General features: G+C 74.3%; 11 protein-coding genes. 7 read left to right on the top strand and 4 right to left on the bottom strand.

Features of this window, described 5'->3' with window-relative positions; translation table 11 throughout:
• Positions 1-385: 385 nt before the first annotated feature.
• Complete coding sequence (locus ACR807_RS06345) at positions 386-2,014, bottom strand: DUF2207 domain-containing protein (RefSeq protein WP_438920263.1); 1,629 nt, start codon at positions 2,012-2,014, stop codon at positions 386-388.
• 411 nt (positions 2,015-2,425) lie between these two features.
• On the opposite strand from ACR807_RS06345, the gene ACR807_RS06340 reads away from it, so the two are divergent.
• Together ACR807_RS06340 and ACR807_RS06335 are read left to right on the top strand one after the other, a co-directional pair.
• Complete coding sequence (locus ACR807_RS06340; RefSeq protein ID WP_438920262.1) at positions 2,426-3,370, top strand: neutral zinc metallopeptidase; 945 nt, start codon at positions 2,426-2,428, stop codon at positions 3,368-3,370.
• Positions 3,371-3,385: 15 nt separating this feature from the next.
• Positions 3,386-4,285 carry a neutral zinc metallopeptidase gene (locus ACR807_RS06335; protein ID WP_438920261.1) on the top strand — a complete coding sequence of 300 codons (900 nt, stop codon included), beginning with the start codon at positions 3,386-3,388 and terminating at the stop codon, positions 4,283-4,285.
• Here the strand turns inward: ACR807_RS06335 and ACR807_RS06330 are convergent.
• Entirely contained in the window at positions 4,255-4,695 is a 441-nt protein-coding gene (locus ACR807_RS06330) for a hypothetical protein (protein WP_438920260.1), read from the bottom strand. The genes ACR807_RS06335 and ACR807_RS06330 overlap by 31 nt on opposite strands.
• Positions 4,696-4,997: 302 nt before the next feature.
• On the opposite strand from ACR807_RS06330, the gene ACR807_RS06325 reads away from it, so the two are divergent.
• The 5 genes from ACR807_RS06325 to ACR807_RS06305 all read left to right on the top strand — a co-directional run bounded on the left by ACR807_RS06325 (position 4,998) and on the right by ACR807_RS06305 (position 11,117).
• Entirely contained in the window at positions 4,998-5,675 is a 678-nt protein-coding gene (locus ACR807_RS06325) for a response regulator transcription factor (protein WP_438920259.1), read from the top strand.
• Entirely contained in the window at positions 5,672-7,006 is a 1,335-nt protein-coding gene (locus tag ACR807_RS06320) for a sensor histidine kinase (RefSeq protein WP_438920258.1), read from the top strand. Before ACR807_RS06325 ends, ACR807_RS06320 begins: the two co-directional genes overlap by 4 nt.
• 504 nt (positions 7,007-7,510) lie before the next feature.
• Positions 7,511-8,221: a hypothetical protein gene (locus tag ACR807_RS06315; protein ID WP_438920257.1), complete on the top strand. Its 711-nt coding sequence runs from the start codon at positions 7,511-7,513 to the stop codon at positions 8,219-8,221.
• Positions 8,222-8,313: 92 nt separating this feature from the next.
• Positions 8,314-10,347, top strand: a complete 2,034-nt coding sequence (locus ACR807_RS06310; RefSeq protein WP_438920256.1) for a sensor histidine kinase — start codon at positions 8,314-8,316, stop codon at positions 10,345-10,347.
• A gap of 92 nt (positions 10,348-10,439) precedes the next feature.
• Positions 10,440-11,117: a response regulator gene (locus ACR807_RS06305; protein WP_438920255.1), complete on the top strand. Its 678-nt coding sequence runs from the start codon at positions 10,440-10,442 to the stop codon at positions 11,115-11,117.
• A gap of 62 nt (positions 11,118-11,179) precedes the next feature.
• On the opposite strand, the gene ACR807_RS06300 is transcribed toward ACR807_RS06305, so the two are convergent.
• Both ACR807_RS06300 and ACR807_RS06295 read right to left on the bottom strand, forming a co-directional pair.
• Entirely contained in the window at positions 11,180-12,244 is a 1,065-nt protein-coding gene (locus ACR807_RS06300) for a potassium channel family protein (RefSeq protein WP_438920254.1), read from the bottom strand.
• Positions 12,244-13,656 (bottom strand): M20/M25/M40 family metallo-hydrolase, encoded by a 1,413-nt coding sequence (locus ACR807_RS06295; protein ID WP_438920253.1) that lies wholly within the window; start codon positions 13,654-13,656, stop codon positions 12,244-12,246. Before ACR807_RS06295 ends, ACR807_RS06300 begins: the two co-directional genes overlap by 1 nt.
• Positions 13,657-13,671 lie beyond the last annotated feature (15 nt).

Here is a 13,671-nt window from a genome sequence, read left to right as displayed (position 1 = left end):
CGGGTTCGCACCACCACCGGGCTTGAAGGTCACCCGGCAGCTGCGACATCTCGCTACGCCCACTGTGAACGGCCGGGATGGGACCGGCCGGACGACGCGGGAGCACCTGGACGGGCACCGGGTGCGGACCCGGACCACTGCCCGTCTCGATTGGCCACCCACCCGGTGGAGCCCGCGCGGAGGGACACCGGGGTGGATTCGGCACAACAGCCCGGGAACCTCTCGCCAGCCGCCCGCGGGGTCGTGGTCCGGGATGGCTCCATTGTCGAACGGTTGTTCGACGAGGGTCAAGATCACTTTCGGGTGATGCTCGCTTGTGCGGCGGTCGGCCCTGCGGCGATCAGCCCTACCGCTGTCAGCCCTACCGCTGTCGGCCCTACCGCTGTCAGCCCCGCAGTGAGCGGAGGTGCCCCGCCTGCGCCAGCACGCCGTCGACGGCCCCCAGGAACGCCGGGAACCGGTCGGCGAACCCGCCCGGCTCCGCCTCGCCGAACCAGTACAGCCCCGGCCGGGCGCCGGCGAACGTCGCCAGCCACCGCTCCGTCTCCCCCAGCACCACCGCGTACGGCAGCGACCGCGAGAAGACCATCTCCCGGTCCGGGGCCGGGATGTCGCCCGGGTCCGCCGTGTGCAGGTACCCGCGCAGCCCGCGCACGTGCTCCAGCAGCGCGCTGCCCCGCCTGGTCCGGGCCGGCATGAACCGCGCGCCGAGCGCCAGCGCCACGCCCGCGACCACGACGACCAGCCCGAACAGCGCCGCCGCGCCGACCAGCACCAGCACCACCGTCAGCACCGCGCCGAGCGCGGCCACGCCGATCCCGACCCACCACCACAGGCTGCGCTCGGCGTCCGGCCGCCGCGCGAACCAGTTCTTCGCCACCACGTCGGCGTACAGCGCGTCGCGCACGCGGGACAGGTCGATCCGCCTGCCCCGCAGCTCGGACAGCAGCACGGCGTCGACCCCGTCCGGCAGCAGCGCCTCGTACACCGCGCGCTCGTAGCCGGACAGCGACGGGTCGGCCGGGTTGCGCCGGACGAACCGCCAGTCCAGCCCGCCGACCTCCTCGATCCACAGGTAGTTGCGCACGGCGAGGTCCACGATCGTGGCGGTCACGTCGACCACGTCCACGTGCTCGTCGACCACCGTGCCGACCTGGCCGGGCAGCACGCCGTCGGGCGAGGCGAACGCCACCCGCCCCGCGCCGTCGGCGACCAGCACGTCCACCGGCCCGACGTCGGCCGCCATCGCCCGCGCGTCGCGACCGCGCAGGTACCAGAGGAGCGCCACGCCGCCGAGCAGCAGCAGGACCAGCCCGACCAGGCCCGCGCCGGTCGCCGGGGTCAGCGCGAACGCCGTCGCCCACCGCGACGTCTCCTCCACCCGCGCGTTGGGCGGCGCGGCGCCGTCCTGGAGGCCCACCGCCACGTCGACGCGCTCGCCGGCGGCCAGGCCGATCTCGGTCGTGCGCACGCCGCGCCCGTCGCCCAGGTCGGCGGTCGTGCAGGGGGTCGACGTGCCCGGTTGGCCGGCCAGGCAGTTCACCGAGCGCGGCGCGTCCGGCGTGATCACGGAGACCTTCACCGAATCGAGTGCCGCGTCCCAGCCGCTCGCCGGCTGCCAGCGCAGCTCCAGCGTGTCGCCGATCTTCGCGACCGCCCCGACGACCTCGTACGCGACGGTCGACGTGCCCGCCCGCAGTGCGATCGTCAGCTCCTCGGCCGATGCTTGGACGGTGCCCCCACCTTCGACGGACGCGCCGGCGACCCCGTACACGCGCTCGCGGCCGTCACCGACCGGGATGCGCAGCGGCACCCGCCTGGTCGCGGTCCCGCCCTCGGGGACGGTGACCACCTCGGTCACGGTCAGCCGACCGTCGCGCTCCAGCTTCAGCCGCACGTCGGCGTTGACCGTCCCGGGCAGACCGGCCGGTGCGCTCGGCTGCGCGACCGCGGCGCCGGTGCCCGTGCACAGCGCGATCACGCAGCTCGCGGCCGCTCCCCAGTTTTTCAACACGGCCGCGGAGAATAGCGGAGTTCCCCTAAGCTCCAGTGCTGATTCGGGCATCCGCGACATGGGGGACCACCAGCGATGACGCAACCACCACCGCCGGGTGGCCGGCCGCCGCCACGGCCGGTCGGGCCGCCCCCGGCAGCCGCGCCGCTGGACCCCCGGCAGCCCCCGGCGACGCGTCAGTGGCCGGTCCCCCAGCCGCCTCCGCAGCAGCCCCCGCCCCAGCAGCAGCCGTGGCCGCAGTCCCAGCCGCCGCACCAGCCGCCGCACCTGCAGCAGCCCTGGCCGCAGCAGGCGCCCGTGATGCCCCCGCCCGCCGCCGCGCCGTGGGGCCCGCCCCCCGCCGGGCCGCCGGGGTGGGGTCCGCCGCCGCTGCCGTACCCGCCGGCGCCGCGGCGGAAGAACAAGGGCCCCGTGGCGGCCCTGGTGATGATCGGGTTCGTGGTGCTCGCCATCGCGACGATCGGGATCGTCGCCGCGACCCGCGACCCGGGCCGGGCGAGCGACTCCGGTTACTCCGGGTACTCCAGCTACAGCTACTCGGCCGAGCCGACGACCACCACGACCGAGGAGGCGGCGGCCAGCAGCGGGCCCAGCAGCCCGCGGACCACGTCGACCAGCACGTCCCAGGCCGGCCCGAAGGCCGTGATCGCGCTCGGTGACAACCCGATCCACGCCGCGGGCCTCGGCGCGTTCAACATCGACGGCTGCCCGCTGCCCGGCATGGACTACTCGGCGCCCGGCCAGGACCAGTTCCTGCGCGCCGCGCTGCCGTGCATCGAGGCGATGTGGAAGCCGTCGTTCGAGAAGGCCAACCTGCCCTACCAGCCCGTCGAGCTGGTCATGGTGACCTCGCAGGTCACCACGACGTGCGGCTCGATGGGCCCCGACCGCACCGCCCTGTACTGCGACGGCACGATCTACTGGACGCCGGGCCACTACGCCAACGAGCAGGGCGCGGCGAACCCCAACCACCCCGGCAAGTACCTCGGGCAGCTCGCCCACGAGTACGGCCACCACGTCCAGTGGCTGTCCGGCGTCCTGCGCGCCTCCAGCCAGGCCCAGTACGAGAAGGGCGGCTGGGACACGCCCGAGGGCCTCGACCTGAACCGGCGCAAGGAGCTCCAGGCCACCTGCTTCGGCGGGATGACGCTGGCACCGCTGTCGCACGGGGCGGTGCCCGCCGACGTCATCCAGGTGGCGCTGACCGACGCGGGCAACCGCGGCGACTACCCGATCTACCCCACGCGGGACCACGGCGCGCCCGAGCGGAACGCGGCGTGGGTGAACCACGGCTTCAAGAACAACGAAACGAGCGCGTGCAACACTTGGGTGGCCAGTGCAGCCGAGGTGAGCTGACCCGACTGGAGGATCGTGCATCCACCCGAGGAGCCCAAGAACAACCCGATCGTGCTCATCGGCGTGTTCTCGTTGATCGTGTTGTCGGTGCTGGGCCTGGGTGCGGTGACGCAGGTCGAGTCGTCGTGGCGGGTCGCGGGGCGCGCGGTGGCGGTGCCCGGCGCCCAGGTGTCCCAGAGCACGGCGACGGAGGCCCCTCGGCCGCGCGCCGTCCACCGGCTGGCCGACCACCCGTTGCTGGTCACGCCCGTGCCGCTGCCCGCCGTGGCCTGCCCGCTGCCGGGGTTCGGGGTGTCGGACCGCGAGCTGTCCGCGTACTACGAGGCGGGCGTCCGGTGCCTCGACGAGGCGTGGCGGCCCGTGCTGGAGCAGGCGAACCTGCCGTTCGACCCGCCCGCGCTGGACACCTCGCCGGACCTGGCCGAGGGGCCGTGCGGCGCGGCGCCCGCGCAGAGCGAGGCCGTGGCGTACTACTGCGGTCGCAACAGGACGATCTACATGCCGACGCAGCGGCTGCGCGACAACGGCGGCGGTGAGCGGCCCAGCTCGCACCTGGCCACGTTGGCGCACGAGTACGGGCACCACGTGCAGGCGCTGAGCGGGATCCTGCGCGCCGCGGACGGCAAGATCGTCGACGCGGGCGAGGAGACGCCGGCCGGGCTGGAGATGTCGCGGCGGATCGAGCTCCAGGCGAACTGCTTCGCCGGGCTGTTCCTGGGCGCGGCGTCCGCGGCGATCGGGCCGGGGCTGGCCGCGGAGGCCGCGGAGGACTTCGGGTACGCGGTCGAGGAGTCGCCGGAGAAGAACGCCCACGGCAACCCCGACAACCAGGCCGAGTGGGCGTCCGACGGGTTCAGCTCGGGCACGACGGCGTCGTGCAACACCTACGCGGCCCCGGCGGCGGCCGTCGGCTGAGGCCGCCCGGTCAGCAGGTGCGCGTACAGCCCGCCGGCGAGACCGCTCAGGCACAGCAGCAGGGCCGTCAGCCGGTTCGCGAAGGGCAGGCCGGCGGGGGCGCTGGCGGCGGCCTGGACCAGGAAGTCGCCCGCCGTGTCGGCCGGGACGACCACCTCGACCCTCTCGTCCCGCGAGTGGCCGCAGCCGTCGAGCCTGGCGGTGCGGACCTGGTCGCCGATCTTGAGCTCCACGCGGTCGTAGGCGTCACCGCCGCCGCCGCAGGACGCGGGGGCCGTGACGGTGGCCTCCGCGCGTTCCGCTCCCTCGGACGGGTGAGGCCACCACAGCGCGACCGCCGCCGCGACGGCCGCCAGCCCCGCGAGCAGCAGGACCAGCGCCCACCTGGCGGGGTTTCGCGGAACCGGCACGGGTGGATGGTCGCAGACGGGGCGGTGCGTTGTCGTGAGGGACGACGGCCGTTCCCGCCCACCGCGCTTCACCCCATCGTGATCTTGCGCACCGTCGAACACCCGTTCGACACTGTACCCATGCACCCGACCCCGAACGCCGCCCCCGCCGCCCCGCGCGGACCGCCCACCGCTTCCCTTGCTGCCGCTCCCGCGCCCGCCGCTCTCCCCCTGCCCCCTCCGCCACCTTCCGCCCGGGTGGCCGGCGGGTCCCTCCCGGCGACCTCACCGCCGCGGGGCCGGTCAGGACGCAGAATGGCACCGTGTCGACTGCTGCCAGGGTGCTGGTGATCGAGGACGCGGAGGCGATCGGGGCCGCGGTGGGCTCCGCCCTGCGGGACGCGGGCTACCAGGTGCAGGTCCGACCGGACGGGCGCGACCTGGAGGTCGAGCTGAGCCGCTTCCGGCCCGACCTGGTGGTGCTCGACGTGATGCTGCCGGGCCGTGACGGCTTCACGCTGCTGGACGTGATCCGGCGGACCAGCGGGGCCGGGGTCGTGATGCTGACCGCCCGGGACGGGGTGAGCGACCGGCTGCGCGGGCTGGACCGGGGCGCGGACGACTACGTGGTGAAGCCGTTCGTGCTGGCGGAGCTGGTGGCGCGGGTCAGCGCGGTGCTGCGGCGGCTGGGTCGGACGCCGTCGACGGTGCAGATCGGCGACCTGGTGGTGGACGCGGACTCGGCGGTCGTGCTGCGCGGGCACGCGCCGGTCGAGCTGACCGCCACCGAGCTGCGGCTGCTGCGCTACCTGGCCGCCCAGCGCGGGCGGGTGGTGGGCAAGACGCAGATCCTCACGGCGGTGTGGGGGTACGAGGACTACGACCCCAACCTGGTCGAGGTGCACGTGAGCGCGCTGCGCCGGAAGTTGGAGGAGCACGGGCCCCGGCTCCTGCACACGGTGCGCGGGCTCGGGTACGTGCTGCGGGCGGACGAGGCGTGAGCCTGCGGACCGTCTCGCTGCGCCGCCGGGTGACGCTGTCCGCGATCGGCGTGCTCGGGGCGGTGCTGCTCGGGGTGGTGCTGGTGGTGGACGGGTTGTTCGCGGCCCAGTCCCAGCGGGACGTGGAGACCGCGCTGCTGGAGAGGTCCCGGCTCGCCCAGCAGTTGGTGAAGCAGCGGGTGCGCGGGAGCAGGTTGGTGGACCGGCTGGAGGGCCGGGGCGTGGAGGTCCGGCTGGTCATGCCGGACGGGACGACGTTCGGGCACGTGCCCGGCGAGGAGGTGGCGAACTCGGTCAGCCGGGAGCTGGCGGACGGCTCGACGATCACGCTGTACGCCGAGTCGTCGGTGATCACGGCGGCGCAGGCGCGGCTGCGGCGGTTGCTGCTGCTGGTCGGGGTCGGGGCCCTGGCGGTGACGGCGTTGGCGATGGCGCTGGTGGTGCGGCGGGCGCTGGCACCGCTGGACGCGATGACGACGTTGGCCAGGTCGATCGCGCGCGGCCACCGCGGGTACCGGCTGAACCCGACCCGGGCGGACACCGAGCTGGGGCGGACGGCGGCGGCGTTCGACGACATGCTCGACTCGTTGGAGGGGTCGGAGGAGCGGATGAAGCGGTTCGTGGCGGACGCGGCGCACGAACTGCGGACCCCCGTCGCCGGGGTGCAGGCGGTGGCCGAGGCGTTGATGCAGACCGGCAGCGCCGAGGAGCGGGAACGGCTGAACCTGCTGCTGGTGCGCGAGTCGCGGCAGGCCGGGCGGCTGGTCGACGACCTGCTGGCGCTGGCGCACATCGACGCGGGCCTGGAGCTGCACCGCGAACGGGTGGACCTGCTCGCCCTGGCCGAGGCCGAGGTGGGGCGGACCAGGCTGCTCGCACCGGACTTCGACATCGCGGCGGAGGGCGGGTCGGCGCACGTGTCCGGCGATCCGCAGAGGTTGGCGCAGGTGCTCGCCAACCTCGCCGACAACGCCCGGCAGGCCACCGGTCCGGGCGGGCGGGTCCGGCTGAGGGTGTCGCGGGAGGGCGGCTGCGCGGTGCTGACCGTGTCCGACGACGGGCCGGGCGTGGGTCCGCTGGACCGCGATCGCATCTTCGACCGGCTGGTGCGGCTGGACGAGGCGCGGGACCGGCGCTCGGGCGGCTCGGGCCTGGGCCTGTCGATCGCTCGCGGCGTGGTGCGCGCACACGGCGGCGAGCTGCTGTGCCTGGACCCCCGGGCCACCGGCACGGCCGGCGGCGCGGTGGGTGGCAGCGGGCTGGGTGGCAGCGGGCTGGACGACAGCAGAGTGGGTGCGGTTTTTCAGGCTCGGCTGCCGCTTGCGGAGTGACCTGCGGAGTGAGTTGTGGGGCGCGGTGCCGGGCCGCCGGGTGGCGTTGCGCTTTGAGTCGGATGACCTTGTGATCTTCCTTTTCCGGTGATATTGCGCAGGCGGTGAAAGGGTTTTCCGAGGCCCTGAGCTGCCATTACTCCGGTCTCCGCAATTGTGCGGGGAATGACGCGGGTGTCGGGCGGCTACTTCTGCACAGAAGTGTCGACCACGCTTGCGACTCGTGAAACCACGCGCCATTATGTGGCCATCCCGGCATCGCGAGTCCGGGCGATGGTGGTGACCAATAGTCGTCGCGACACGGCCGCGTCTTCGTGCTCCGAAGGGCGTGACGGTACTTCGCGCGCTCGTGGCGGCTTAATCGGGTGTGCGCGTGCGATCTTGCCGCGCCGCATGACCCTGCCCGGCAAACCGGGAAAGGCGACCTCTGGTTCCCGGGAACACGGGATCGGGAGGCTTGGCCGTCAAGTCCTGCACATGCGGAACCACGTGAGGGAGTGATCGATGTCGGCTCCAACCGAAGATCGCGGGCGGCTGTTGTACCCGGAGGTCGGTGACCTGGCGCGCTGGTACGAGGTGTTCGTGCGGTACGCGGCGTCCTCGACGGCGGGTGCTGTGCACTTCCACGGGCCGCACGCCGCTCCGGTCGTGGCGCTGGATCGGGTCGTGGAGGCGCTCCGGCGGTTCGAGAAGGTGTACGGGAAGGTCGTCGGCGAGGGGTTGTTGCCCGACCTGGTGACGATGGAGGACGCGCTCCGGGAGCAGGGGGACGGGGACGCGCACGGGGATGCGCACGGGGCGACCCCGGCAGCCATGGCGGCCGGGGCGGCGGCGGGTGGTGACGGCGGGAACGGCGGTGCCGGCGGGAACGGCGGCGGGGTTGGCGGTGAGCGGGCCGGCGGTGGTGAGCGGGCCGGCGGTGGTGAGCGGGCCGGCGGTGGTGAGCGGGCCGGCGGCGGGCGGGGTGGGCGTCGGGTCGGGATCGTGGCTGACGGGGACGGGGTCGGGATGGTGGTCACCATCGACGCGGAGGGGGTGGTGAGCCGGGGCGTCCGGGACCTGGGCGGGGTCGAGCGGGGTGCTGCCGAGCTGGGTGCTGCCGAGCTGGGCGGTGCCGAGTGGGGCGGGGTGGTTGGAGCGGCCGGGGTGGCCGGGGTGGCTGATGAGGGGTCGCCCTGCCACAACTTCTGGCACTGGTTGCACGGGACGTCCTGACCGTCGGCTGTCGCCGGCGACCGCACTGGTCCAAGGGGGAAGTGCTCGTGTCACGGGGTTCTTCGGCGGCAGCGGGTGGGGTCGGGGGTGCGGTGGTGTGGTCGCGCCTCGTCGTGGGGGTGGCGGCGGCGTGCCTGGTGGTCGCCGCCATCGGGCAGTGGCGGGTGGGTGGTCTCGAGGGGTCTCACCCGCGGAACTGGTTCGTGGCGGTGTCGTGCTGCCTGTTGGGGGTGCGGGTGGTCTCGCACGCGCCGCGCAACGCGGTGGGGTGGGTCGTGCTCGCGATGGGGTTCGCCGGCGCCCTGGCCATCGGCAGCGGTGCGGTCGGGAACGGGGCGCTCGGCGGGGACTGGGCGCTCGGTGGGGACGACACCGGTGGGGACGGCACCGGCGGGGACCGCACCGGCGGGGAGGTCACCGGCGGGGAGGGGGTGGTCGGGTGGGCGTGGCAGGGGTGGGCGCTGTGGCTGGGCAACTGGGTGTGGTGGCCCGGGTACTCGCTGCTGCCCGTGGTGCTGGTGCTGTTCCCCAACGGGCGGTTGCCGTCGCGGCGGTGGTGGCCGGTGCTGGTGGTCGCCGGGCTCGGGGTGGTGCTGCCGTCGGTCGGGATCGGGTGGTCGCTGTGGGGCATCCCGACCTCGTTCTGGGACAGCGTCGCGCACAGCACGTCGCGGCGGGGTGTGCCGATCTCGTTGGCGCTGGCCGGGTTCGCGTGCTTCGCGGTGGCGCTGCTCGCCGGGCTGGTGTCGCTGGTGGTGCGCCGGCGACGGGCCCGGGACGACGCGGAGCGGCGGCTGCTGCGCTGGGCCGCGGTGGGCACGGCGGTGGGTATCGGGGCGTTGGCGGTCGAGCTGGAGGCGGGGGCCGCGTGGGGGGCGTGGCTGGTGGTCGCGGCGGCGTTCCCGGCGGCGATGCTGGTCGCGATCCTGCGCTACGGGCTGTACGACATCGACCTGATCATCCACCGCACCCTGCTGTACGGGCTGCTGGTGCTGATCCTCTACGGCGCCTACGCGGTGGTGGTGCTGGCCGCGACGGCGCTGGTGCCCGCGCAGGCGGCGGTGGTGGGCACGGTGGCGGTGGTGACGGCGTTGGCCCCGCTGCACCGGCTGCTGCGGCGGCGGCTGGACCACTGGCTGTACGGGGACCGGGCCGACCCGTACCGGGCGCTGACCGAGCTGGGGCGGCGGCTGGAGCACCACGTGCACCCGGACGAGCTGTTCGCCGAGGTGGCGCGGTCGGTCGGGGAGGCGTTGCGGGCGCCGTACGTGGCGGTGCTGATCAACGACGGCGGCCGGGAGCGGCCGTTGGCGACGCACGGCACGTCGCGGGAGCGGCCGCGGCGGCGGGTGTGGCTGGTGCACGGCGGCGAGCGGGTCGGCGAGCTGGTGGTGGAGGCCCGCGCGCCGGAGGAGGGGTTCTCGCAGCGGGACGTGCGGCTGCTCGACGACCTGGCCAGGCAGGTCGCGCCGGTGGCGGACGCGGCGCGGTTGGCGCAGGCGCTGGCGCAGGCCAACGACCGGTTCGAGCGGGAGCAGGAGGAGGAGCTGCGGCGCATCGGCGACGACCTGCACGACACGGTGGGGCCGGCGGTGGCGGGCATCCGGATGCAGGTGGAGGCGGCGCGCACGATGGTCGGCGACGCGGTGCCGGCGGCGCGGCGGCAACTGGGGGTGGTGGTGTCCGACCTGCGGACGCTGGGCGAGGAGGTGCGCAACCTGATGCGCAAGGCCGACCCGGTGGAGCTGCGGCTGGGGCTGCTGCGCGCGGTGGAGCGGCAGGCGCGGCGGTTCGGGCACCACTTCGCGGTGCGGGTGAGCGCGGACGACCCGCTGGACGGGATCGAGTCGCGGGTGCAGTCGGCGGCGTACCGGATCATCAGCGAAGCGCTCACCAACGTGGCCAAGCACGCGAAAGCGGGTTTGTGCCTGATTCGGCTGGAGCGCACGCCCGATCTGCGGTTGACCGTGGCGGACGACGGTTGCGGCATTCCCGAGGGGCACAACCCGGGGATCGGACTGGCTTCGATGCGCAAACGCTGCGAGGATCTCGGCGGAACGTTCACCATCGAGTCGTCTTCCCGTGGCACCCGGATAGTGGCGCTTCTCCCGCTGGACCCGAATTGATCCCCGCGGGGATCACCGGTCCGGTGGTCGCGTGCGAAAGCGCCGTCGGCGGGCTCGGCGTCGACGCGTGATCAGCGTGCGAGGAGTGCGTCGTGACCGATCAGTCGCATGGTGTTCTGATAGTGGACGACCAGTCGATATTCCGGCGCGGATTGCGGGCGCACCTGGACGTCGCCGACGACCTGGTGGTGAGGGGCGAGGCGTCGAACGGCGAGGACGCCATCGCGAAGGCCCGCGACCTCGCGCCGGCGGTCGTCCTGCTGGACCTGCACATGCCGCGGCGCAGCGGGGAGAGCGCGGCGCACTGCGGGGTCGAGGTGATCCGGGAGATCCGGACCCACGCGCCGGGCGCGAAGATCATCGTGCTGACGATGTCGGAGGAGCCGGAGCAGGCGCGGGAGGCGCTGGACGCGGGCGCGCACGGCTACCTGCTCAAGGACGACGAGGAGCTGAACGTCGCCCAGTCGGTGCGCACGGCCGCCGCCGGGCAGAACGTGCTGGACCCGCGGATCACCCGGATGCTGGTGGCGCGGACCGCGGAGCCGGCCGGGGAGTCCTACCCGTTCGGGCTGACCAGGGGCGAGTTCGTGGTGCTCAGGCGGCTGGTGCGCGGCCTGACGAAGCAGCAGGTGGCGCAGGAGCTGTCGCTGACGCCGAAGACGGTGGCGAACCGGTGCTCGGTGATCCAGCAGAAGCTGGGCGCGAAGTCCGTGGCGGAGGCGGTGGAGACCGCGCGGCGGCGGGAGGGGATCACCCGGGAGGACGCCTGACCGGGGACGGGGACGCGCCGGGGCCGGGCGGGCACCGGCACGCCCCCCGCCCCGGCGGCCCATCACGCTTCCCTGGGCGGGGTGACCTTCTTGACGTAGAGGAGCCGGTCGCCCGCCTCGACGGCGTCGGCCTCGGGGGCGTCGACCCGGTAGAGGGTGCCGCCGCGGACGACGCCGAGCACGATGTCGGGCAGGTGGCGGGGCGAGCCGCCCACCTCGGCGGGCTCCACGTCGCGTTCGGCGATGGCCAGGCCCGCGTCGGGGGTGAGGAGGTCCTCGACCATGTCGACGACGGACGGGGTGGCGGTGGCCATGCCGAGCAGGCGGCCGGCGGTCTCGCTGGACACGACGACCGAGTCGGCGCCGGACTGGCGCAGCAGGTGCTCGTTCTCGCGCTCCCGGACGGAGGCGACGACCTGGGCGTCGGGCGCGAGCTCGCGGGCGGTGAGGGTGACCAGGACGGAGGTGTCGTCGCGGTTGGCGGCCACGACCACCGCCCTGGCCCGCGGCACGCCGGCCACGCGCAGCACGTCGTTGCTGGTGCCGGAGCCGTGGACGGTGACGAGGCCGATGGCGGACGCCGCGTCGAGGGCCTCCTGGGAGGTGTCGACGACGACGATCTGGCCGGGTTCCGTGCCGTCGCCCATGAGGGCGCTCACGGCCGAGCGGCCCTTCGTGCCGTAGCCGATCACCACCACGTGGTCACGCACCTTGGTCCTCCACTTCTGGATGCGCAGCGCCTGGCGCGAGCGCTCGGTGAGCACTTCGAGGGTGGTGCCGACCAGGACGATCAGGAAGAGCACGCGCAGGGGGGTGATCACCAGGACGTTGACGAGCCTGGCGGACGAGCTGGCCGGCGCGATGTCGCCGTAGCCGGTGGTGGAGAGGGAGACGGTGGCGTAGTAGACGCAGTCGAGGAAGGACAGGCCGTCCCCGTTGACGTCGCGGTAGCCGTCGCGGTCGAAGTAGACGATGAGGACGGCGGCCATCAGCGCGGCGAGCGCGCCGATGACGCGCTTCAGGATGGCGCGCACCGGGCTCTGCACCGTGTCCGGCATCCTGACCACGCCGACGAGGGAGTGGCCGGGCAGCTCGGCCAGCGGCTCGGTCTGGTGGAACCGGCGCATCACGACAGCCTCTCGGGGAGCAGCCGCCACAGGTGTGCGGCGGCTTCGGCGCCGCGGAGCAGCAGTGGCACGACGACGCGCTCGTCCGGCGCGTGGATGCGATCATCCGGCAACGTCGCCCCCAGGTACACGACGGGTGCGCCGAGGCGGGCGTGCAGCACGGCGGCCGGTCCGGAACCACCGGTCCGGCTGAACCTGACGGGCTGGTCGAAGGCGGCCTCGACGGCGTCGCGGACCGCGCCCACGGCGGGGTGCGAGACGTCCACCGCGTAGGGCGGGACCCCGTCGCCGCGGGCGATCACCTCGGAGCGTAGGCCGGGCGGGGTGTGCGCGGCGACGAACTCGCGCAGGGCGGCGGCGACCCGTTCGGGCCGCTGGTCGGGCACGAGGCGGAACGACAGCTTCACCGAGGCCGAGGCGGGCACGATCGTCTTCAGGCCGGGGCCGGTGTAGCCGCCGCTGATGCCGTTGACCTCGGCGGTGGGGCGCACCCAGACGCGTTCGAGGGTGGACCAGCCGGGTTCGCCGGCCAGGGCCCGCGCGCCGCCGGCGTTCGCGAGCCACGCGTCCTCGTCGAACGGCAGGCTCGCGTAGTCGGCGCGCTCGGCGTCGGTGGGGTCGACGACGTCGGCGTAGAAGTCGCGCAGCCGGACGCGGCCGTCCTCGTCGTGCAGCGCGGCGACGAGCCGGGCGACGGCGGTGGCCGGGTTGGGCACGCCCCCGCCCGCGCGGCCGGAGTGGACGTCGGAGGAGCCGCCGGTGAGGACGACCTCCGCGCCGTAGACGCCGCGCTGCCCGGTGCACACGGTGGGCGCGTCGCGCGAGTACAGGGGTGTGTCGGTGAACACGACGAGGTCGCACGCGAGGTCGTCGCGGTGCTCGTCGAGCAGCCGGGTGAGGTGGGGCGAGCCGGACTCCTCCTCGCCCTCGACGAACAGCTTGAGCGTGACGGCGGGGCGGTCCGCGCCGGTGGCGGCGAGGTGCGCGCGCACGCCGAGCAGGTGCATGGCGACCTGGCCCTTGTCGTCGCTGGCGCCGCGGGCGAACAGCTCCTCCCCCACGAGGGTGGGGTCGAACGGGGGGTGTCGCCACTGCTCGACCGGGTCGACCGGTTGCACGTCGTGGTGGCCGTAGACCAGCACGGTCGGCGCGTCGGGGTCGGCGGCGGGCAGGCAGGCGTACACGGCGGGCAGGGCGGGGCCCGAGTCCCAGACCCGCACGTCGGGCCAGCCGTCGCGGCGCAGGGCGTCCGCCAGCCAGCGCGCGGAGGCGTGCACGTCGGCGTGGTGGGCCGGGTCGACGCCGATCGAGGGGATGGCCAGCCACTCGCGCAGCCCGGCCACGAAATCGTCGGCGAGCGCGGCCACGGCCGTCCGCTCGGGATGCTCGGGTTCTTCGGGATCACCGCTCACGGTGCCGGAGGATAA

Origin of the sequence: Saccharothrix sabaoui (genome assembly GCF_051756985.1) — a bacterium.
Taxonomy (GTDB): Bacteria; Actinomycetota; Actinomycetes; order Mycobacteriales; family Pseudonocardiaceae; genus Actinosynnema.
This window is presented reverse-complemented; position numbering and strand designations above follow the sequence as displayed.